The sequence below is a fragment of the Tamlana sp. I1 genome, assembly GCF_015355625.1.
Classification (GTDB): domain Bacteria; phylum Bacteroidota; class Bacteroidia; order Flavobacteriales; family Flavobacteriaceae; genus Pseudotamlana.
On sequence record NZ_JACLAF010000003.1, the window covers coordinates 158678 to 179713 of the forward strand.

General features: G+C 34.8%; 22 protein-coding genes and 1 pseudogene. 16 read left to right on the forward strand and 7 right to left on the reverse strand.

All coding sequences use genetic code 11. From position 1 onward, the window contains the following. The first annotated feature begins 72 nt into the window (after positions 1–72). From H6X70_RS03550 to H6X70_RS03605, 11 genes and pseudogenes are all read left to right on the forward strand, one after another. A complete protein-coding gene (locus tag H6X70_RS03550) occupies positions 73–528 on the forward strand; it encodes a 6-pyruvoyl trahydropterin synthase family protein (protein ID WP_194766304.1) in 456 nt (151 codons plus the stop codon). A gap of 1059 nt (positions 529–1587) precedes the next feature. Continuing rightward, positions 1588–1872, forward strand: coding sequence for a hypothetical protein (locus tag H6X70_RS03555; protein ID WP_194766305.1), 285 nt, complete (start codon positions 1588–1590; stop codon positions 1870–1872). 596 nt (positions 1873–2468) lie between these two features. After that, complete coding sequence (locus H6X70_RS03560; protein WP_194766306.1) at positions 2469–3527, forward strand: acyltransferase family protein; 1059 nt, start codon at positions 2469–2471, stop codon at positions 3525–3527. 146 nt (positions 3528–3673) lie between these two features. Beyond that, positions 3674–4399, forward strand: a complete 726-nt coding sequence (locus tag H6X70_RS03565) for a DNA-binding protein (RefSeq protein WP_194766307.1) — start codon at positions 3674–3676, stop codon at positions 4397–4399. Positions 4400–4435: 36 nt separating this feature from the next. Then, positions 4436–5026 carry an HD domain-containing protein gene (locus H6X70_RS03570; protein WP_194766308.1) on the forward strand — a complete coding sequence of 197 codons (591 nt, stop codon included), beginning with the start codon at positions 4436–4438 and terminating at the stop codon, positions 5024–5026. Positions 5027–5045: 19 nt separating this feature from the next. After that, positions 5046–5801, forward strand: coding sequence for a DJ-1/PfpI family protein (locus H6X70_RS03575; protein WP_194766309.1), 756 nt, complete (start codon positions 5046–5048; stop codon positions 5799–5801). 123 nt (positions 5802–5924) lie between these two features. Beyond that, a complete protein-coding gene (locus H6X70_RS03580) occupies positions 5925–6302 on the forward strand; it encodes a DUF2200 domain-containing protein (protein ID WP_194766310.1) in 378 nt (125 codons plus the stop codon). A 65-nt stretch (positions 6303–6367) separates the two neighbouring features. Further along, entirely contained in the window at positions 6368–6544 is a 177-nt protein-coding gene (locus H6X70_RS03585; protein WP_194766311.1) for a hypothetical protein, read from the forward strand. Positions 6545–6913: 369 nt separating this feature from the next. Continuing rightward, a pseudogene (locus tag H6X70_RS03595) lies at positions 6914–7170 on the forward strand (glyoxalase); the annotation flags it as partial. A gap of 333 nt (positions 7171–7503) precedes the next feature. Continuing rightward, a complete protein-coding gene (locus H6X70_RS03600) occupies positions 7504–9147 on the forward strand; it encodes an FAD-dependent oxidoreductase (protein ID WP_194766313.1) in 1644 nt (547 codons plus the stop codon). Between the two features lie 103 nt (positions 9148–9250). Further along, positions 9251–10003: a UDP-2,3-diacylglucosamine diphosphatase gene (locus tag H6X70_RS03605; protein ID WP_194766314.1), complete on the forward strand. Its 753-nt coding sequence runs from the start codon at positions 9251–9253 to the stop codon at positions 10001–10003. Positions 10004–10011: 8 nt separating this feature from the next. Here the strand turns inward: H6X70_RS03605 and H6X70_RS03610 are convergent, their stop codons facing one another. From H6X70_RS03610 to H6X70_RS03620, 3 genes are all read right to left on the reverse strand, one after another. Further along, positions 10012–11280 carry an MFS transporter gene (locus H6X70_RS03610; protein ID WP_194766315.1) on the reverse strand — a complete coding sequence of 423 codons (1269 nt, stop codon included), beginning with the start codon at positions 11278–11280 and terminating at the stop codon, positions 10012–10014. A gap of 170 nt (positions 11281–11450) precedes the next feature. Beyond that, positions 11451–13142, reverse strand: coding sequence for a single-stranded-DNA-specific exonuclease RecJ (gene recJ / locus H6X70_RS03615; protein ID WP_194766316.1), 1692 nt, complete (start codon positions 13140–13142; stop codon positions 11451–11453). A 161-nt stretch (positions 13143–13303) separates the two neighbouring features. After that, positions 13304–13726, reverse strand: a complete 423-nt coding sequence (locus H6X70_RS03620; protein ID WP_194766317.1) for an OsmC family protein — start codon at positions 13724–13726, stop codon at positions 13304–13306. Between the two features lie 215 nt (positions 13727–13941). Between H6X70_RS03620 and H6X70_RS03625 the strand changes: the two genes are divergently transcribed. Next, a complete protein-coding gene (locus H6X70_RS03625) occupies positions 13942–14673 on the forward strand; it encodes a toxin-antitoxin system YwqK family antitoxin (protein WP_194766318.1) in 732 nt (243 codons plus the stop codon). 8 nt (positions 14674–14681) lie between these two features. Here the strand turns inward: H6X70_RS03625 and H6X70_RS03630 are convergent, their stop codons facing one another. The 4 genes from H6X70_RS03630 to H6X70_RS03645 all read right to left on the reverse strand — a co-directional run bounded on the left by H6X70_RS03630 (position 14682) and on the right by H6X70_RS03645 (position 17406). Next, positions 14682–15251, reverse strand: coding sequence for a uracil-DNA glycosylase family protein (locus H6X70_RS03630; protein ID WP_194766319.1), 570 nt, complete (start codon positions 15249–15251; stop codon positions 14682–14684). Positions 15252–15508: 257 nt separating this feature from the next. After that, positions 15509–15853 carry a HopJ type III effector protein gene (locus H6X70_RS03635; RefSeq protein WP_194766320.1) on the reverse strand — a complete coding sequence of 115 codons (345 nt, stop codon included), beginning with the start codon at positions 15851–15853 and terminating at the stop codon, positions 15509–15511. Positions 15854–15894: 41 nt separating this feature from the next. Next, positions 15895–16566 (reverse strand): 16S rRNA (cytidine(1402)-2'-O)-methyltransferase, encoded by a 672-nt coding sequence (gene rsmI, locus H6X70_RS03640; RefSeq protein ID WP_194766321.1) that lies wholly within the window; start codon positions 16564–16566, stop codon positions 15895–15897. 96 nt (positions 16567–16662) lie between these two features. After that, complete coding sequence (locus tag H6X70_RS03645) at positions 16663–17406, reverse strand: hypothetical protein (protein ID WP_194766322.1); 744 nt, start codon at positions 17404–17406, stop codon at positions 16663–16665. Between the two features lie 145 nt (positions 17407–17551). Here H6X70_RS03645 and H6X70_RS03650 point away from each other — a divergent pair, with 145 nt between their 5' ends. The 4 genes from H6X70_RS03650 to H6X70_RS03665 all read left to right on the forward strand — a co-directional run bounded on the left by H6X70_RS03650 (position 17552) and on the right by H6X70_RS03665 (position 20893). Further along, complete coding sequence (locus H6X70_RS03650) at positions 17552–18196, forward strand: thymidine kinase (RefSeq protein WP_194766323.1); 645 nt, start codon at positions 17552–17554, stop codon at positions 18194–18196. Next, the gene (gene alr, locus H6X70_RS03655) at positions 18189–19295 is read left to right on the forward strand and encodes an alanine racemase (RefSeq protein ID WP_194766324.1); all 1107 of its coding nucleotides are present in this window, start codon (positions 18189–18191) and stop codon (positions 19293–19295) included. The genes H6X70_RS03650 and alr overlap by 8 nt, the downstream gene beginning before the upstream one ends. A gap of 61 nt (positions 19296–19356) precedes the next feature. Continuing rightward, on the forward strand, positions 19357–19758 hold the full coding sequence (gene mscL, locus H6X70_RS03660; protein WP_228530245.1) for a large-conductance mechanosensitive channel protein MscL: 402 nt from the start codon (positions 19357–19359) through the stop codon (positions 19756–19758). Positions 19759–19903: 145 nt separating this feature from the next. Beyond that, the gene (locus tag H6X70_RS03665) at positions 19904–20893 is read left to right on the forward strand and encodes an aspartate-semialdehyde dehydrogenase (protein WP_194766325.1); all 990 of its coding nucleotides are present in this window, start codon (positions 19904–19906) and stop codon (positions 20891–20893) included. Positions 20894–21036: the final 143 nt, after the last annotated feature.

Genomic DNA, 21036 nt, shown 5'->3' on the forward strand with positions numbered 1-21036 from the left:
GGGCAAATGTAATCTAAAAATCGTTTGCTTCAACAAAATGAATATCTTTGTACTACCAACACAAAAAAGAACATGGGAAACAACATTCGCATTACCAAACAATTCTCTTTTGAAACGGGCCATGCGCTTTATGGCTACGACGGAAAATGTAAAAATGTACACGGCCACAGCTACAAACTTTCGGTAACCGTAATTGGCAAACCCATTACCGATACTAAACATGTAAAGTACGGTATGGTTATCGATTTTGGCGATCTAAAAAAGATTGTTAAGGAGGAAATTGTTGATGTTTTCGACCACGCTACCGTTTTTAACAAAAACACTCCCCATGTTGAACTCGCCAAAGAACTACAACAACGCGACCATAACGTCCTGCTTGTAGATTACCAACCTACTAGCGAAATGATGGTTTTAGACTTTGCCAGCAAAATAAAAAAGCGTTTGCCTGAGCATATTAAACTACACTCGTTAAAACTACAAGAAACCGATAGTTCGTTCGCGCAGTGGTTTGCTTACGATAATATTTAAGTCAGTTATTTTTTAGCTTTTGCAATTCCATGAAACATGTTCTTATCATCCTTTTTTTGCTTGCCATTAAAAATGGTTATGGGCAAGAAAGCGAAGCGGGTTGCATTTTCGACCAGTCGACCCAAACCGATGATTTTATAAAAACATCAAGGAGTTTTCTAATTACCACTGGGACGATAAGAAAAAGGAAGCCAAAATAATTCTGAAAAACGGCGATACCCTAGTTGCTTTTCGTGGTGGTTGCGATCATTTTGGTATTTCGGGAACTTTAACAGAACCAAATAGCAAACACCCCATAAACGATTTTAATTATTGGTTTGACAAAGCGTTATGGATTTCGAAACGACTTTTCCATGAAGTTGATTATAACATTGTGCTAAACAGTATTGCAGAAAAAACGTATACTTTAAGTGGAAACGATAACTTTATTTATGTTATCATCCCACATGAAACTTACTCCGAATTTGCTATAACCATTACCAAAGAAAATACTGCCCACATACTTTCAGTTGGCTATTATTTCTAGATTAAAACCATTAGCAAAACAAATGGTTACCCCACAGCTTATTTCAACAAAAACAGCAGGTTGCAAACATAATTACCATTAAATACACCTGTATTTTACTTTTATCAATGTAAAAAAACAGAAAGTGGTTTGGTAACTTATAGATTCAACTTATATTTATCGCGTAAGAATTTTCGGCAGAAAGGATATGGTTGTTGAAAAGTATATCACTTTTGTATAATGTACATCTGTGCTGAGGTTTGGTGAAGAACGTTTTTTATATAACCTGTTGGCAATAATACTGAAATGACGAACACCAATTCATATTTTGAAATTAATTACAATGTGAATTTGATTTTGAACAAACCAACTTCCAAAATTGATTGACCAACTCGAAAATATAACGTCTGAATATCCAACAACTGGATAATTGAAAATATCGAATTAAAAACCTCTTGAAACACCTTTAAATTCAGTCTAACTGGCAAAAAAATTAATGCTTTTTCAGGTGATATATGTTTAGTCTAATTTTGCAATTCTAAAACATATTAAAAATGAGTAAAGAAAAATTAATAAAGGTTCTGAATAGAATACAATATTCTATAAAGGAAAATTACTTGAATAAAGTAAAAGAAACAGACACAATCGGATTTGAAGAATTGACTTCTATTAGAAATCAGTTCATTCAAGAGAGTTTTGCGAGTTATCAAAATGAATATGAAAACGAGTTCATAAACAATCTGAATAAAGAGAATACCGAATTACTAGCTAAAATTCAGGTTTTTGTTACTCGGGAAATTTACAAATTAGCGTACGATGAAAAATGGAATATAGCATAAGTACAGGTACTACCAACGTGTATGATTAATTGCTTGTGTTGGCTAAGACGATGGTCCTTCTCTACTTTTTATTATATTGCATATCAAAGAATTATCACGTACTTACACGGAACTAACCATACACATACACGTTAACAACAAGCATAAAGAAACAAACTGTAATTAGTGAGTTTTAAAAACATTTTCTCACTATATAAATAAGTTACATTCAATACCCACTTCATTCTATACCTCCTATACAACTTCAATAATTTACAAGCTACAAACATAAAATCGCTTTAAATATTTTACTATATTGTAACTCACAAGCCTAAATATGAGTGTTTTAAACAAAACAACTCTTAATGAAATTTTGTTCTTTCATTTCCTGAAAAATAAAAATCATATGGCAACTTATAAATTCCCCCATATTTATAATTTAATAATTTTCTGCAATTAACTTAAAATGATTAAAAAAACTAAAACCAGTTATAAGGTCACCACAACAGCAGAACAATAAGAGAATAACCTGCATATAATTAGGTTGTAGAATATTTGAGAAATTAAACAGATTTCCAAAACATCAACTTCTACACCCAAATACAAAAACAATTAATATGCGAAATACTAAAATGGATTTAATTCGATTTACAGGTGTTATGATAATAATGATAGCGCATTCAAGTCCTCCTAGTTGGTTTTACCAATTAAGGAATTTTGGAACCCCGCTATTAATTCTGGGCTCAGCCTTAACATATTCGTACATCTATAGACATAAATCGATTAATCTAATTCCTTTTTTAAAAAAAAGACTTACAAGACTAACCATTCCATTGTGGATATTTTTAACATTCTTCTTTCTACTCTTTTGGACAGCATCATTAATATTAAAATACGATTACCCTTTTTCTCAAAGTAAAATAATTGAATCATATTTTTTCTATGATGGAATAGGCTTTGTTTGGATTTTTAAAGTTTATATAATTTTAGCACTTATTACACCGTATTGTCTAAAACTCAGCAAATCATCTATAACCAATAGAAAATATTTCACCTTAATTATTATTTTTTATGTAGCCTATGAAGTCATAAATCAATTATTTTTAAACAGTGATATACCTTCAAATATTAAATATATTTTAAATCAATTTGTATTAGTTTTCATTCCCTATTCAATTCTCTATTTATACGGACTTAGACTACATTTGTTCAACAACAAGACACTTCAAGTGATTATGTTAACCTCACTGCTGTTGTTTGTTATTTTAGCAATTCAAAAATATAATGAATTTGGAGCCTTTGTCCCAACGCAGAAGTATAAATACCCTCCAACTTTATATTATTTATCCTATGCTTTTTTCTGCATCAATTTATGTTATTACATCGTAACCAGGTTCATATCACTAACAAATCAAGGCATTAAAAATTTAATCGTTTGGTTGTCTTCTAATTCACTATGGATTTATTTATGGCATATATTTGCTTCTTATTTATGGCGATTTTCAACTAAAATCTTAGTTGGAGATTACACCAATTCTTTGGTTGTTTTTATCACTCTAATTGTTTTTTTATTATCATTTGGTATTACAATGACATATTTTCAAACAATTCTAATTAAGAAATTCTTATTAAAAAACAATAATGCTTTTAAAAGTATTCTAAAATTTCTCACTTAGAATACTGATTGTTAAAATTTCACTTTTAGAACTACCCCCTCCTGTTTTCAGCACCCAAAAACGTTTAATAACGAAAAACCACACTATATCACAGGCCACTTCAAACAATTTGATTAAATTTACCCTACATGAAAACCTATCGAATAATGAAACAAATTATTGCCCTTTCTTTAACCACGTTATGCCTTTTAGTAAGTTGTAAAGACGCCCCAAAAACAGCACCTAAAGAAGAAAAAAACACTTATGAAGCGGTTAGTCAAACAGAGCCTTCAACATCTGGAAACACCCATAAAATTGTTGTTACAGATAAAATTGCCTCTGGAGGTTACATCTACCTTAAAGTAAAAGAAAACGACAAAGACTACTGGATGTCTATACCCGATAGAGATGTTGAAATTGGCGCCACTTATTATTACGATGGCGGTATGGAAATGAAAGATTTTGAAAGCAAAACCCTAAACCGAGTTTTTAAAAGCGTCATTTTTGCCGAAGGTATTCGAGCGGATAATAATGCTGTAAAGCAAACTAAAAAGAGTCAAGTTCAACAAGGCAAAACAAGCGTTGCAAACATTGAAAAGGCACCAAATGGCATACGCATTGCCGAACTTTTTGAAAACCCAGAAGCCTTTATTAACAAAGAAGTTATTATTAAAGGCCAAGTTGTAAAAGTAAACAACGGCATTATGCAGGTTAATTTTGTGCATTTACAAGATGGCACAACAGGAAATGGCAAATTTGATATTACAATTACCACTAACGACACCTTCCAAATAGGTGAAGTCGCAACCATAAAAGGCACCGTTATTTTAAACAAAGACTTTGGTGCAGGCTATGTATACGATGTGCTTATTGAAAAGGCTGTGCGCTTGTAATACTTATTAAATTGAATTATGAGAAAATATAAGTAAATGAATTCCGAAAACTTATTAAAGCAAATTGATTTTATAAAAGAAATTGATAAAATAAAATATATTCAACGACGAACAAAGTTATTTAATAGCGACCGAAACGAAAATGACGCTGAACACAGTTGGCATTTAGCCATGATGGCAATTGTTTTAAGCGACTATTCAGATAGTGAAATTGACTTATTAAAAGTGATTAAAATGGTGTTAATTCATGACATTGTTGAAATTGATGCTGGTGATACTTTTTTATACGACCAAAATAAAAATCACGAAAACACCACAGAAGAAATGAAATGTGCGGAACGAATTTTTGGAATGTTACCCAAAAAACAAGCTGAGGAATTCTTGCAAATTTGGATAGAGTTTGAAGAAGGAAATTCTAACGAAGCAAAATTTGCAAGATCGATGGATAGACTTGAACCCTTATTACAAAACACTTCAAACAATGGAGGAACATGGAAAGAATTTGCTGTAAAATATCAAACAGTTTACAACAAGAAAAAAGTAATTAAAAACGGCTCAACAAAACTATGGGAATATGCTAAAAACCTTCTTGATGACAACGTTAAAAAAGGCATTTTAGAGAAATAACCTTTAACCCTTTATAATCATGAAAAAACTAGGAATCCTAACCGTAATTTTTTCAATTATTTTGATGAATTGTAACACAGACAAATCAAAAACCAAAATTGAAAATCTGGAATTCACAAAAACCAAACATAAAACCGATACGCTAACAAAACATCTAAAACCATTTAATCCAAAATTACCAACAATTGGGCTTTTAATGTATAATGGCGTTTTGCAAAGTGAGGTAATTGCAACATCCGATGTTTTCTCTAAACCAGATGGACCAGAAGGAAAACAGCTTTTTAATGTAATTACCATTGCCGAAACCAACAAGCCTGTTACAACTGAAGAAGGCATGCATTTTGTTCCTGATTATACCTTTAAAAATTGCCCCAAATTAGCCGTGTTATTTGTACCAAGTGCTTATGACATGTATGCACAAGTACACAATGAAGCACTTATAAATTTTATTAGAGAGAAAAATAAAGAAACAGAATATACCGTAAGTAATTGTGGTGGCGCGCAACTTATAGGAGCTTCAGGAATTGCCGATGGTCATAAAATTGTAACTTGGATTGGTGGTGGCGAACAATTACAAAAGGATTATCCCAATTTAAAAGTTCAAGACGATAGTAAAGTCACGTATTTAAAAGACGGAAAATTTCTTTCTTCCAATGGCAACTTAACAAGCTATATTCCAGCTTTAAATTTAGTAGAGATTATGACGAGTGCTGAGCATAGAACATTTGTAGAAGACTATTTATATCTTGACCGACTTCAAAACTGGAAGCAATAACTCCAATTCCAACACCACAAACGCTTAAGCTTTCCTTTTTACTCTTAAACCCCCACTTTTACAAAACCAATTAAACCAAGTGTGATTGATAAAAAAGAGTTATAATTCATTAATTCAAACACAATGAAAGTTACTTCCGAAAAAAATGAAAAAGTTGCAAAAATGATATTTGCATCGGTGTATCCGCATTACGTAAATAAAGTTGAAAAAAAAGGACGAACTAAAGCCGAATTACATCAAATTATTGAATGGCTAACAGGATTTAATACTGCTAAATTACAGGAGCTTCTTGATGAAAAAGTAACCTTCGAAGCCTTTTTTAAAAGCGCCAAATTAAACCCTAATGCACACCTCATTAAAGGCGTTATATGCGGCTATCGTATTGAAGACATCCCAGATGAGTTTGAAACCTATAAACAATGTCGCTACCTAGACAAGCTTGTTGATGAATTAGCAAAAGGCCGTACCATGGAAAAAATTATGCGCGTAGAAAAGAAGTAATACAACGCATTTTGCACTAAATATAATCTACAAAACACCACATAATACGCTATTCAACATTTCACATGAGTGAGTATAATCCTCCAATTTCTGAGAGAGAAACTTTAGAGTTAATCGAAATTGCAAATTGTAATGACGAGAATATTTGGCAACGAGAAGCAACTTTACAAGCCAAAAATGAACTTGTTAAAAGAGATATATCACAAGAGGAGCAAAACCAAGTAATTGAAAAATGGGGATAAAAATTAGAAAAAAAATTAGAAGCAGAGATTGTAAGATTAGAAAAGAATAAAACAGAAAGCTATACAAAACTTGAAATGATTAAGCTTTTTTTATTTGGACCATTTATTTTTATAGATCGATTCCCTTTTGGCTTTGAACGATTTACGCTTTTTAATTTAAGGAGTGAAAATTATTACTTAAAGTTTAAGCAAAGAATTATACTATTCATATTAAGTTTTATGGCATGGTACTTTTTTATCAACTATACTTTTGAACAATCATTGAAGGCTAAACAAAAGGAAATTGATAAAATTGATATTTCAGACTGGAAAAAAAAATACGGATATGAATAAAAACGTTGTTTAAGATTCATAAAAAAAATAGGTGTTAACGGCATTAAAGAAGCCCCAGAATTTAATCCGTTTAACACAGGATTATTTCATTTTTGTGTGCAAGATCCAAATATTGAAGCCCTTATTGAAAAAATTGTGGCTTATGGCGGAAAACAAAGAATGCCAATTAGGTCGTACTATCCAGATGATAAACCCTTTAAAATGTGCTATGTTGAAGACTCTTTCGGAATTGTTTCGAAATCTACACACACAGCTACGAATTAACCTATTCTTCTGGCGCTTACGCGGAATAAAACGCTGCACCTTTAAAGTTGGTAGAAATATTCGATTATAAATCATATGTCTTAGTTAATACAATTATGATTAAAGTGATTATGAAAATAACAGTTGAACTAACAAAATCAATTGCCTAACGAAAAGTAAAAACAGCTCACCCAAACACAACATGATCGGTTTTGCCAAGCTAAATCTAATGAGGAATTATAGGGGTTACCATTTATTAGAGAGAAACATCTGCTTCTAAAAAGTTTTAAACACAAAAAAACAATTAAATTAGTAGCACAAAAGGAATTACATTAGATGTTCCTTGATGTATTTATATACTGCTAACCCTCTAACCCGTTTTAATGAAACCAATTTTTTCTGTATTTCTCGTTCTGTTTTGCTTCAACATAAAAGCACAAACCCCCACTACACACAAAGCTGATATTGTTATTTATGGCGGCACATCTTCAGCCGTTGTCGCAGCCGTAAAAGCCAAACAACTTGGTCACACAGTATTAATCGTTTCTCCAGACAAACATTTGGGAGGCGTTTCTTCTTCCGGATTAGGGTATACAGATAGTGGAAACAGTCATTTAATTGGAGGACTTTCAAGAACTTTCTACCAAAAAATCTACAACTATTATCAAAAAAGTAACGCATGGAATTGGGAAAGCATGGATGACTTTCATGGTGAAGGTCAAGGCACATCGGCCATTGATCAAGAATCAAAAACCATGTGGGTATTCGAACCTCATGTTGCAGAGCATATTTTTGATAGCTGGATAGCAGACAATAACATTAAAGTTCTTAAAGAAGAGTGGCTAGATCGCAACAAACCCATTAAAAAAGAAGCAAACACCATCCAGTCTTTTTATACCTTAAGCGGAAAAAAAATTGTAGGCAAAATTTTTATTGATGCTACTTACGAGGGCGATCTTATGGCTGCTGCTGGCATCTCTTACCATGTAGGACGTGAAGCAAATTCGGTTTATAATGAAACCTATAATGGTATTCAAAAAGAAGTATACCAACATCAACATAATTTTAAAAAGTTAAAAATTTCGCCTTACAAAAAACGAAATCGTTCAACATCTGGACTCATAGCTAAAATATCAGACCAAGATCCTGGAAAAAATGGAGATGGCGATCATCGCGTAGAAGCTTACTGCTTTAGAATGTGTTTAACTAAAGAACCACAAAATAAAATTCCTATCACAAAACCTGAAGGCTATAACCCTAATGATTATGAATTATTAGGGCGTATTTATAAAAAAGGATGGAAAGAAACCTTTAGAAAATTTGATGGCATCCCTAATTTAAAAACAGATGTAAATAATCATGGTCCTTTTAGCATGGATAATATTGGCATGAACTATGCTTACCCTGAAGCTTCTTATGAAGATAGAAAAGCCATTGCAGACGAACACCGTCGCTATCAAGAAGGCTTATTGTATTTTACAGCAACAGATTCTCGTGTGCCAAAAAAGATAAGAGAAGAAATGCAAAAATGGGGCTATGCCAAAGATGAATTTACCGACAATGGTGGATTCCCTCATCAACTTTATGTTAGAGAAGCTAGACGTATGATTGGCGATTATATTATGACCGAACACAATGTTATGGGAAAAATAGACACCAACGCCTCTATTGGTATTGGCTCTTATGCTTTAGACTCACACAATACACAGCGTTATGTTACAGCCAAAGGCCGTGTGGAAAACGAAGGTGATGTGGGCGTACAACCTCCGCATCCTTATAAAATTGACAAAGGCACGATATTACCAAAAGCAACAGAATGCACCAATCTTATTGTTCCCGTTTGTGTGAGCAGTTCTCATATCGCCTATGGCAGTATTAGAATGGAACCTGTTTTTATGATTCTTGGCGAATCTGCAGCCCAAATAGCAAGTCTTGCGCTACAACATAAAGTAAACGTACAAGATGTAAATTATAGCGAACTACAGCCTTTACTTGTCAAATCAGGTCAAATATTAGATAATAAATAATTCCATAAACAGAATTAAAACCGACACAATCTAGTTAAACTAAAATTCCTGCTAAAGTCTATCTTATATATAGTCGAATGGCAGGAATTACTATATTTACAGCATGCAAATCCCTGAAGGAAAAAAAATATATTTCGCTTCCGATAATCATTTAGGAGCCCCAACCGCCGAAGCATCACGTCCGCGTGAAAAGAAATTCGTCGCGTGGTTAGACGAGATAAAACACGATGCCGCAGCCATTTTTCTGTTGGGTGATATGTTCGATTTTTGGATTGAATATAAAACCGTTATCCCTAAAGGTTTTACACGAACCTTAGGCAAACTTGCAGAAATTAGCGACTCGGGCATCCCTATTTATTATTTTGTGGGCAATCATGACCTGTGGATGAATGGTTATTTTGAAGAAGAATTGAACATTCCTGTGTATCATAAACCTAAAGAATTCACTTTTAACAACAAGACTTTTTTTATTGGTCACGGCGATGGTTTAGGCCCTGGGGATAAAGGTTATAAACGCATGAAAAAAGTGTTTACCAACCCGTTTTGCCAATGGTTATTTCGTTGGTTACACCCCGATTTAGGGGTTCGTTTGGCACAACATCTTTCTGTAAAGAACAAGCTGATTTCTGGTGATGATGATGCTAAATTTTTAGGTAATGATGATGAATGGCTCGTACAGTATTGCAAACGGAAATTAGAAGACAAACACCGCGACTTTTTTGTGTTTGGCCACAGACATTTACCACTAAACATCGATTTGAATGCAACTTCAAAATACATCAATCTGGGCGACTGGATTAAGTATTACACTTATGGAGTTTTTGATGGTGAGACGATGGCATTGAAAACGTATTAAAAACCGTATTATTCTGCATTTTCATGCGCTTCCAAATCCTTAGTTAAATCCAATTTTCTAAAGGTTGGCGATACTACCGCTGTGGTAATTACGGTAATTATAGTCATGGTCCCTCCAAAAACAACCGCTGTTGCAGCCCCCATGAGTTTAGCTGTTACGCCACTTTCAAAAGCCCCCAGTTCGTTAGAAGAACCCACAAACATCGAATTTACCGACGACACGCGACCGCGCATATGATCGGGTGTTTTTATTTGTAAAATCGTTTGCCTAATTACCATAGAAACCCCATCGGTAATCCCACTAAAAAACAGCGCCAATAATGAAATCCAAAACACCGAGGATAATCCGAAAACCACAATACTCAATCCGAAACCAAAAATAGCCACCAACAATTTCATTCCGGCATTTTTACTAATGGGGATATACGCGGTAACCAACATAGTAATAAAAGCACCAACTGCTGGTGCGGCCCTTAAAACCCCAAAACCTTCACTACCCACTTTTAAAATATCTTGAGCAAAAACAGGTAAAAGCGCAATGGCTCCACCAAATAAAACGGCTACCATATCTAAAGTCATCGCCCCTAAAATGGCTTTGGTTTTAAACACAAAACGCACGCCTTCTTTTAAACTCTCTACTACTGGTTCGCCTATTTTCGGATTTAAAACAGGTTTTTTTTCTATAAAAAGTAGAATAAAAAAGGATAACATAATTAATCCGAAAACAATACATAAAGCCCAATGCACGCCCATCCAACCAATAGCAAACCCACCAAAGGCAGGCCCTAAAACAGCAGCCATTTGCCATGTTGAACTGTTCCAAGTGGCCGCATTCGGATATATTTTTTTAGGCACAATTAGGGCTACTAACGAGAAAATAGTAGGCCCAAAAAACGAGCGTAAAAAGCCACCAAAAAACACCAAAGCATATATAGAATATAAAATCGTTTTGTTATCCCAGCCTGCAATAACCACATCCCAGGTGAGTAAAAATAGCCCTAAACTAATTAGGGAAAACGCGGCAATACAAAGCGCCAAAAGATTTCGTTTTTCCTTTTGGTCTACAATATGCCCTGCAAACAATGCCATAGTAAACGCTGGAATAATTTCCATAAGCCCAATAACTCCAAGCGACAACGGATCCTTGGTTAAACTATACACTTCCCATTCAATAACAATAAATTGCATGGTCCATCCAAAAACCAATGCAAAACGCACCAATAAAAAAATATTGAATTCTTTGATTCGGAGTGCTGCGTAGGGATCTTTTTTAGACATAATACACTTATTTAATACGGGTTAGATTAGCTTTATTTCGTAATGGCACTGTCATTCTGACGAAGTATGAGAAAGAATCTTCACGTTAAAAGATTTCTCGTCAGTCGTTCCTCCTTCTCTCGAAATGACAAAACCCTAAAAACCGATTTTTATAACTTTAATAATTCAATTTATTTAACATCCCGCAATTTCAACTGTAACGAAACACTCCCTTGCCACTCATTTTCATCAATAGAATAAATGGCCGAAAATGGTTTTCCTTCTGTCGTTAAAGCTAATTTTTCACCCAAACCAAAACCTATACACACGATTTGCGATGGTGATGGCGGTTGTTTTACTGTTAATCGTAAATGGGTTTCATCGGCGCCAACACACTTGCCGTAGCCTGTGTCTACAAGGTTTTCAGTCATAAATACGGGCGACATATTACTGGGTCCGTAAGGTGCAAACTGTTTTAAAATGCGGTAAAATTTTGGGGTAATCTGTTCCAAATCGATTTGTGCATCAATTTGAATTTCGGGCGTTAAAAGGTTTCGATCTATGGTTTTAAACACCTCATCTTCAAAAGCTTGTTTAAAGGCTTCGTAATTTTCTTCAGCTAAAGTTAAACCTGCAGCATATTTATGGCCCCCAAACTGTTCGATGTATTCTTGGCAGGCTTCCAAGGCATTGTAAACATCGAACCCCTTAACCGATCGTGCCGATGCTGCTAATTTATCGCCGCTTTTCGTAAACACTAATGTAGGTCGGTAATAGGTTTCGGTTAATCGAGAAGCCACAATACCAATAACGCCTTTATGCCAAGTTTCGTGGTAAACAACAGTAGTAAGGCGGTTTTGTTCTTGATTAGCTTCGATTTGTTGCAGTGCTTCTTCAGTAATTTGCTTATCTGTTTCACGTCGGTCTAAGTTGTAATTATTAATTTCTTCAGCGTAAGCTTCAGCTGCTTTTTCATCGGTTTCCATTAACAAAGTCACAGCATAATTACCGTGTTTCATTCGGCCAGCAGCATTAATTCTAGGCGCTACAATAAAGACCACATCCGTTATGGTAAACTCAGTTTTATGAACCTGTTTTAAAATGGCTTGGATACCCGGTCTAGGGGTGTTATTTACCACCTGTAAACCAAAATAGGCAAGCGCTCGATTTTCCCCGTCAATAGGGACAATATCGGCACCTATAGCTGTGGCTACAAGGTCTAAATACGCGATTAAATCTTCTGCTGTTTTTCCTTCCTTAGAGGCTAAAGCTTGAATGAGTTTAAAGCCCACGCCGCAACCACATAATTCCTTATACGGATAGTTACAATCTTCGCGTTTCGGATCTAAAACAGCGACAGCATCTGGAATTTCATCACCAGGCCTGTGGTGATCGCAAATAATGAAATCGACCCCTAATGATTTGGCATGCGCTACCTTTTCAATGGCTTTTATACCACAGTCTAAAGCAATTATTAAAGTGAAATCGTTTTCATGCGCAAACTCAATCCCCTTATAGGACACGCCATAACCTTCGTCGTAGCGATCGGGGATATACGTATAAACCTGTTCGTGTTTGGTTTTTAAGTAAGACGCCATTAGGGCTACCGAGGTAGTACCATCGACATCGTAATCGCCATAAACCAGAATATTCTCGTTATTTTCAAAGGCTTTTTCAATGCGCGATACGGCCCTATCCATATCTTTCATTAAGAACGGATCGTGTAAATCTTCAAAACTCGGACGAAAAAATTGTTTCGCTTGATTATAGGTTACAATGCCTCTTTGCACCAATAAACTGGCTAAAACAGGATCTATTTGAAGTGATTTTGCTAAGGATTTAACCTTTTCTGAGGGTGGAATTGGTTTCAAAGTCCAACGCATATTTTGGTTTAAAATTTCAAGTTAAACAAGTTTAAAAGGTTTTCACTCAACCCTATGGTATCTTTTGAAGAAGGTTTTTTTTAGATATCATTTACTATTGAAAATGACTCGAACCAACGTTTCATCAAATAACTAAAAGACCCAAGGGGGTGGGTTTAAACTTATTTTTTATGAAAATGCGTTTGTACATCAAGCTCGGCGAATTTGCGGAACATTTCCATAACGCCACAGTATTTTTCAACCGATAAATCTACCGCTTTTTGAAGCTTTTTTTCATTTAATTCATCACCGTAAAAATGAAATGCCATGGTTACCTTATCGTAAATTTTTGGATGCTCGTCTGTAAGATTAGCGTCGATATCGACTTTAAAATCATCAACTTTCAACTTCATTTTTTTAATTAACGAGGCTACATCTAATCCCGAACACCCTGCTAAACCAGAAAGCATTAAGGCTTTCGGACGATAGCCTTCGCTTTTTCCGCCATTCTCTTCGCCTGCATCTATAAATAAATTATGTCCAGAAGGGTTTGTGCTTTCAAATCGCATCTCCCCTAACCATTTTGTAGAAACCTGTACTGCCATGTTTTGTTTTTTATTTGTTGATGATTCAAAAATACTATTTAAAAACTAAAATTGTGTTTTCGACTATCTATAATTCTATAAAACCTAGACTCTCTAAAATAAATTTGTAAAATATTTATTACTTTGAACCCGATAAATCACATGAATAATTATTTAACCGTATGACTTTAAAAAACCCTTTTTTTTGCATCTTGTTTTTTTCTGTTTTTTTAATCATGAGTCATTGTAAAAAAGACAATACGACTAAGCAAGCTACCTTTAAACTCATAAAAAGAAATAGCTATTATATTGACACATCTAATGGCTTAAGTATTTATATAAACAATGGAACAAATAAACCTCTTAATGGCTATTACGTAGTAGGCGATAAATTTAAAAAATGGGAGGAATTTAATGTTAAAAATGGTCTTTTACATGGTCAATCGATTGTTTTTCATAAAAATGGTGAAATATTTTCGATAAGTAACTATAGCAATGGAAAGCTCGATGGAGAAGAAAAAAAATACACTTTATTTGGAAAATTAAGCAGGCTTAACACATACAGAAATGGTGTAAAATACGGTAAAAGCTTAAGTTTCTTTGAAAATGGAGACATAAAACATGAAGCAAAAATTCAGGATGGAGAAATAATAGAAAGTACCACATTTAATTCTATAGGCGATATTAAATCTCAAATGTTTATTAAAGAAGGCCGAAAAATTAAGCAACATATAAAAGCTGGCACTGTAATTTTTGAAGAAATCTCTTCTACTTATGATAATTTTGAAGCCACGAAAATTTATAATGAAGATGGTTCTCTAAAATTATTTATCCAAACACTTAGTGATGGTTATAATGATTTTATTATCGAACGGGATAAAAATGGAAAAGAAATAAAACGAGTTAACTTAAAAGAAAACCCACAAGAAGCCAATAAATACAAGCAACTTTTTAATGGTTTTATTTAAATCAAGCACTATAACAACTCCTTTACACGTCTTTCTAATTCCGGCAAAACATCAACCTGAAACCAAGGATTTTTAGTAAGCCAAAATCTATTTCGTGGCGAAGGATGTGGTAATGGTAAAAATTTGGGTAAGTAGTCGTTATAATGTTTAACGGTTTCGGTTAGCGTTTTCTTTGCCAATTTCCCGAGGTAATAATTTTGTGCATAAGCTCCAATTAAAAGAATTAGCTCTACATTTTTAAGTTCGTCGAACAAAGGCTTATGCCATTGTGGAGCGCATTCTTTTCGCGGTGGCAAATCGCCAGACTTTCCCTTTCCAGGATAGCAAAACCCCATGGGAATAATCGCGAATTTGGTGTTGTCGTAAAAATCTTCAACCGAAACATTTAACCACTTTCTAAGCTGATTTCCGCTAGGGTCGTCCCACGGAATTCCCGAAGCATGTACTTTTGTTCCTGGTGCTTGTCCTATAATCACAATTTTAGAATCTGGATGCGCCGAAACCACAGGCCGCGGACCAAGTGGTAAATGCGCTTCGCAAAGTCTGCAATCTTTTATATTTTGGAGGAGTTCTTCCACAGGTTTCTTGTTTTGCTTAACTTCTTACTCTTATGGTCACGAGCGAGACGCTCGTGATATTGGGATGCAATCCGTGTCTGAAAAAGTTGAATTATTTAACTTTATATTTCCAACCTCTTTAGACTACATTCCCCCACCCTGCGGGCAACCCCCTTCAAAGTGGGAATTACCCCGTCGGCTATTTTTTACTTTGATTTAGTCCGAAAGTTCTCCTTAAATTCTTCAATACTTATTCCTCTAGCTTCTCCCTTTTCAATTTACTTCGCCAGCAAAGCAACACCATCAAAAGTCAAACCATCAAAACCAGTTTTCATAAAGTTTCTAATGTTTTGATGCCCTGTGCCGTTTGGATCATTTAAAACGTCTTCAGAATAAAAAGTTCCGAAACAAGCTAAAGTTTCTTCTTTAGTAAACCCTTGTAATTTTGCAAATGCGAATAATTTACAAGACCCTGAATTTTCGCCCGCAGCATTTTCTAAAACCCCATTTTTAAAAGCCGTAGGTGTAAACTCGTAATTAGCCTCAATGGTTTCCATAGTTTCAGAAAAGGCTATAGCGTTTGGTGTATTTTTTAATTTATTTTTAAATGTCTCTAAATTCATTTTTAACCTTTTTTATAATCATTTTCAGCCGTAAAATCAGGCTATTTTTTTCCTCCAACTACAACAACAATTTCCCCTTTTGGTGGTTTGTTGGTGTAATATTCTAAAACTTCTTTAGCGGTTCCTCGAATAGTTTCTTCAAATAATTTTGATAATTCTCTGGATACCGAAACGGTTCTGTCTTCACCAAAATATTCGCAAAAATGCCCTAAAGTTTTCACTAATTTATGCGGACTTTCATAAAAAATAATGGTTCTAGTTTCTTCGGCCAACAGTAATAATCGGGTTTGGCGTCCTTTTTTAACAGGCAAAAACCCTTCAAAAACAAACTTATCGTTTGGCAAACCAGAATTTACAAGTGCAGGCACAAAAGCGGTAGCTCCAGGCAAACACTCAATAGCAATGCCTTCCTCGATACAAGCACGCGATAACAAGAATCCAGGATCTGAAATGGCAGGCGTTCCGGCATCACTAATTAAAGCAACTGTAGTTCCCGATTTTAGTTTTCGGATAATGGTTTCAATAGTTTTATGCTCGTTATGCATGTGATGCGATTGCATCTGTGTTGAAATTTCGTAGTGTTTTAGCAATTTTCCCGAAGTTCGGGTGTCTTCGGCTAAAATTAAATCGACATCCTTTAAAACCTCGATGGCTCTAAAAGTCATGTCTTTTAAATTCCCAATTGGGGTGGGTACAATATAAAGTTTACTCATGTTTTATGATTGAAGCTGTCCTTGATTTGAAATTCCCATACTGCGAGAAACCAATCCACAAAGGTAAGCTTGATCTTTTATTGAAGCCTACTTTTTTTAATTAAACTTTGCTTCGATAATAGCAATAAAGCGCTCTTCAAACTCTTCTTTTCCTACCCAATTATTATAATCGGGCTTCACCATATTCTGAATAAAATTAAGCGCATTTTCAAAAGAATCCATGGTATTTAACTGTGAAATTACACGGTCGTAATCTTCACTTTTCCCTTCAAATAAATGCTTTATAAAGGCAATTTTATCGTTTAAACCAATATTAAATCCTCCAATTTTAAGCTTGTCATTCAATGATTTTTTTCCGTTTGAAACCCCATTTTGCGCGTTGAAAGCAGGCTCAAAAACAGGCATATCTTTAAACCCTTGAGTAATATCATCAAAATCGTGTTTTTTAGTAGGTTGCTGCGGAAGGGCTTCTTCAAAAACAGTTTCAATAGTTTCTGGAGGTTCGGGCATATGCTGTAACATGTCCTTTATTTTCGCCATGGCTGGCTCGGTAATTACATCGCGATTACTATCGTCTAAATCGACATAAATTTTATCTTCAACTTCAATATTATCACTCACTTTATTGTTAAAAGCGCTGTCTAGCATCCCAAAAAAAGAAGAATCGTTTCCTATTTTTGGCAAATCGCCATCAAAATTCTCCTCTGCAAATTTTAATACAGTAAGGGCTTCGTAAAGTACCGCAACTTCGGCATGCATTTTTACAACATCTTCTTTACCTTTTAATTTAAGAATTCTGTGCGCTATGCTAACAAGTTCCGACTCTAACTTCTGCTTCATTGGATATAATTTTTTAATTAATGCATTATGGACGTTTGATTTTTAATAAATTTGCGCCACCTTTATGCAAACGAATAATTCCTTTGTTTAATGAACTCGTTTCAACTTTTATTAACGAAAACAAGTTCCTTGTTAAAATTACAAAATGTTTCTTGAAAATACAGTAAATCATAAAGAACAATTTGGCTGGATTGAAGTAATCTGTGGCTCGATGTTTTCTGGAAAAACGGAAGAACTCATCCGAAGATTAAAACGTGCACAAATCGCAAGACAGAAAGTTGAAATTTTTAAACCTTCGTTAGATGTGCGTTATAATGAAGATATGGTGGTGTCTCACGATGCTAACGAAATTCGTTCTACCCCTGTTCCTGCCGCAGCCAATATTCCTATTTTAGCCGATGGTTGCGATGTGGTTGGTATTGATGAAGCTCAGTTTTTTGATGATGAAATTGTACGAGTTTGCAACGATTTAGCCAATAAAGGCATTCGTGTGATAGTTGCTGGATTAGACATGGATTTTAAGGGCAATCCTTTTGGTCCCATGCCAAATTTAATGGCGACTGCCGAGTATGTAACCAAAGTACACGCCGTTTGTACAAGAACGGGGAATTTAGCACAATATAGTTACCGAAAAAACAAAAACGATAGCCTTGTTTTGTTAGGTGAAGTTAACGAATACGAACCTTTAAGTAGAGCAGCATATCACAAAGCCATGATGCGTGATAAGGTTAGAAATATGAAGGTTAATGATGCCGAAGAACTAAATACTAAAAAAGATTCTGATGCCTAAAGCACAAGAAACTGTGCTTGAAATCGATTTAAAAGCACTACAGCATAATTTTGAATATTTAAAATCGAAATTAAAACCAACCACCAAATTTTTAGCGGTTGTAAAAGCCTTTGCTTACGGTAGCGACCCCTGCGAAATCGCCTTGTTTTTACAAGATTTAGAGGTCGATTATTTTGCTGTAGCTTATACTGAAGAAGGCATTGCCATTAGAACGGCAGGCATTACTAAACCTATTTTAGTGCTGCATCCGCAAACGGTAGATTTTGAATATTTAATTGAATACGACCTAGAACCTAGTCTTTACAACCAAAAAATACTTAACGAATTTATTGCCAAACTTTCTGAAAAGCAAATAGCAAATTACCCCATTCACCTCAAGTTTAACACGGGCTTAAACCGATTGGGTTTTTGGCATACAGAGGTGGAAACCATTGCCAAAATACTAAGCGAAACAACAACGGTAAAAGTAGAATCGTTACTATCGCATTTGGCTGCAAGCGAAGATTTAAACGAAAAAGCATTCTCTTTAAAACAAATTGAAGATTTTAAAGCCATAAGCGAGAATTTCACCAAACAGGTGGGCTACAAACCGCTGCATCATATTTGTAATACATCGGGCATTTTAAATTATCCGGAAGCCCATTTTGATATGGTGCGTTCGGGTATCGGACTTTACGGTTTTGGGAATTCTAAAAAAGAAAACCCGTTTTTTAAACCCGTTGCAACTTTAAAAACAGTTATCTCGCAAATTCACAATATTGTTCCTGGCGAATCTATAGGCTATAACCGCGCCTATAAAACCGATGTTCATCTTCGATCGGCAACCCTGCCTATTGGTCACGCCGATGGCATTGGCAGACCTTACGGAAATGGCAAAGGTTTTGTAACCATAAACGGTAAAAAAGCCCCCATTTTAGGCAATGTTTGTATGGATATGATCATGGTAAACGTTACCGATATAGACTGTAACGAAGGGGATGAAGTGATTATTTTTGGAAAATCGCCAAACGCCGAAGAATTAGCAGGAGCAGCAAACACCATTTCTTACGAACTAATAACCTCTATCTCTCAGCGTGTTAAAAGAATTTTTATAAAATAACAAACGCTTATTTTATACTTTTTTTTGACTATTTTTGAGTACTAACCAAAAATTTATACACATGCTTAAAGAATTTAAGGAGTTTGCCATGAAGGGCAACCTAGTCGACATTGCTGTTGGTTTTGTTATGGGTGCCGCTTTTAAAGAAGTCGTAACATCATTTACAGGAGGCATTGTTTCTCCGTTAATCGGATTAATTTTCAACTCAGATTTCAAAGATTTAAAATACGTAATAACTGAAGGCACACCAAATGCCGAAGGCGTATTACAAGGCGAAGTATCTGTGCTTTGGGGAGCCTTTTTAACCAACGTTATCGACTTTATAATTGTGGCATTTGTAATGTTCTTGGTCGTTAAAGCTGTTAATAAAATGAAGAAGAAAGAAGCACCAGCTCCTGAACCTCCAAAAGGTCCAACTCAAGAAGAATTACTAGTTGAAATAAGAGATTTGTTAAAAAAATAAAATACTGTTAAATATTTAACAAGGTGTTATTTCTTGTTAAAAAGCCCTTGTTTTGTGAAAATGAGGGCTTTTTTTAGAATTTAAAATAGAATTAATACTTAGTTTTGCCACTCAGAAATTTATTTTAATTACAAAAAATATAGATATGAAAGTTGCAGTTGTTGGTGCCACTGGTATGGTTGGCGAAGTGATGTTAAAAGTTCTTGCAGAACGTAATTTTCCTGTAACAGAGTTAATTCCTGTTGCTTCAGAACGCTCTGTTGGAAAAACAGTAACCTATAAAGGAACCGATTATAAAGTTGTTGGATTAGAAACCGCAGTTTCTATGCGTCCAGATATCGCTTTATTTTCAGCAGGTGGTGACACTTCTTTAGAATGGGCTCCTAAATTTGCAGAAGCCGGAACAACAGTTGTCGATAATTCTTCAGCATGGCGAATGGACCCTAGTAAAAAATTAGTGGTTCCAGAAATTAATGCTAACGAGCTTACAAAAGACGATAAAATTATAGCAAACCCAAACTGTTCAACCATTCAATTGGTTATGGCATTGGCGCCTTTGCATAAAAAATATAACATGAAACGTGTAGTCGTTTCAACCTACCAATCTGTTTCTGGTACAGGTATTAAAGCCGTAAAACAACTAGAAAACGAAATTGCTGGAGTAGAAGGTGAAATGGCTTACCCTTATCCTATTGGACGAAATGCATTACCACACTGTGATGTGTTTTTAGAAAACGGATACACCAAAGAGGAAATGAAATTAGCTAAAGAACCTCAAAAAATATTAAACGACAGTTCATTTTCTGTTTCGGCAACGGCGGTTAGAATTCCAACTGCAGGCGGACACTCAGAATCTGTGAACGTACAGTTTGAAAATGATTTCGATTTAGCCGATATACGCAAAATATTAAGCGAAACACCTGGTGTAGTAGTTCAAGATAATACCGAAACAAACTCTTACCCAATGCCAATTTATGCGCATGATAAAGATGAGGTTTTTGTAGGTCGTATTCGTCGTGATGAATCTCAAGCAAATACATTAAATATGTGGATTGTAGCCGATAATCTTCGTAAAGGCGCTGCAACTAACACGATTCAGATTGCTGAATATTTAATTGAGAACAAATTAGTTTAATCACAAATTAAATTTATAATTTAAACTCCTGCATTCATTTGTAGGAGTTTTTTGTTTAGAAAAACAAAGAAGCTTACAGAATTAAAAAGGTGATTCTTACAGCTTATATCTCAGTATTTTAACGCAATTTCTACCTAGTTTTA

Bases quoted from the DNA above. Each gene is read 5' to 3' on its own strand.
- H6X70_RS03585 (WP_194766311.1), top strand. From the start codon at position 6,368: ATGAGTGAGTATAATCCTCCAATTTCTGAGAGAGAAACTTTAGAGTTA.
- H6X70_RS03665 (WP_194766325.1), top strand. From the start codon at position 19,904: ATGAAAGTTGCAGTTGTTGGTGCCACTGGTATGGTTGGCGAAGTGATG.
- H6X70_RS03605 (WP_194766314.1), top strand. From the start codon at position 9,251: ATGCAAATCCCTGAAGGAAAAAAAATATATTTCGCTTCCGATAATCAT.
- rsmI (WP_194766321.1), bottom strand. From the start codon at position 16,566: ATGAGTAAACTTTATATTGTACCCACCCCAATTGGGAATTTAAAAGAC.
- H6X70_RS03560 (WP_194766306.1), top strand. From the start codon at position 2,469: ATGCGAAATACTAAAATGGATTTAATTCGATTTACAGGTGTTATGATA.
- H6X70_RS03555 (WP_194766305.1), top strand. From the start codon at position 1,588: ATGAGTAAAGAAAAATTAATAAAGGTTCTGAATAGAATACAATATTCT.
- H6X70_RS03650 (WP_194766323.1), top strand. From the start codon at position 17,552: ATGTTTCTTGAAAATACAGTAAATCATAAAGAACAATTTGGCTGGATT.
- H6X70_RS03610 (WP_194766315.1), bottom strand. From the start codon at position 11,280: ATGTCTAAAAAAGATCCCTACGCAGCACTCCGAATCAAAGAATTCAAT.
- H6X70_RS03625 (WP_194766318.1), top strand. From the start codon at position 13,942: ATGAGTCATTGTAAAAAAGACAATACGACTAAGCAAGCTACCTTTAAA.
- H6X70_RS03575 (WP_194766309.1), top strand. From the start codon at position 5,046: ATGAAAAAACTAGGAATCCTAACCGTAATTTTTTCAATTATTTTGATG.
- H6X70_RS03635 (WP_194766320.1), bottom strand. From the start codon at position 15,853: ATGAATTTAGAGACATTTAAAAATAAATTAAAAAATACACCAAACGCT.
- H6X70_RS03645 (WP_194766322.1), bottom strand. From the start codon at position 17,406: ATGAAGCAGAAGTTAGAGTCGGAACTTGTTAGCATAGCGCACAGAATT.
- H6X70_RS03620 (WP_194766317.1), bottom strand. From the start codon at position 13,726: ATGGCAGTACAGGTTTCTACAAAATGGTTAGGGGAGATGCGATTTGAA.
- H6X70_RS03550 (WP_194766304.1), top strand. From the start codon at position 73: ATGGGAAACAACATTCGCATTACCAAACAATTCTCTTTTGAAACGGGC.
- H6X70_RS03580 (WP_194766310.1), top strand. From the start codon at position 5,925: ATGAAAGTTACTTCCGAAAAAAATGAAAAAGTTGCAAAAATGATATTT.
- mscL (WP_228530245.1), top strand. From the start codon at position 19,357: ATGCTTAAAGAATTTAAGGAGTTTGCCATGAAGGGCAACCTAGTCGAC.
- recJ (WP_194766316.1), bottom strand. From the start codon at position 13,142: ATGCGTTGGACTTTGAAACCAATTCCACCCTCAGAAAAGGTTAAATCC.
- alr (WP_194766324.1), top strand. From the start codon at position 18,189: ATGCCTAAAGCACAAGAAACTGTGCTTGAAATCGATTTAAAAGCACTA.
- H6X70_RS03600 (WP_194766313.1), top strand. From the start codon at position 7,504: ATGAAACCAATTTTTTCTGTATTTCTCGTTCTGTTTTGCTTCAACATA.
- H6X70_RS03570 (WP_194766308.1), top strand. From the start codon at position 4,436: ATGAATTCCGAAAACTTATTAAAGCAAATTGATTTTATAAAAGAAATT.
- H6X70_RS03565 (WP_194766307.1), top strand. From the start codon at position 3,674: ATGAAACAAATTATTGCCCTTTCTTTAACCACGTTATGCCTTTTAGTA.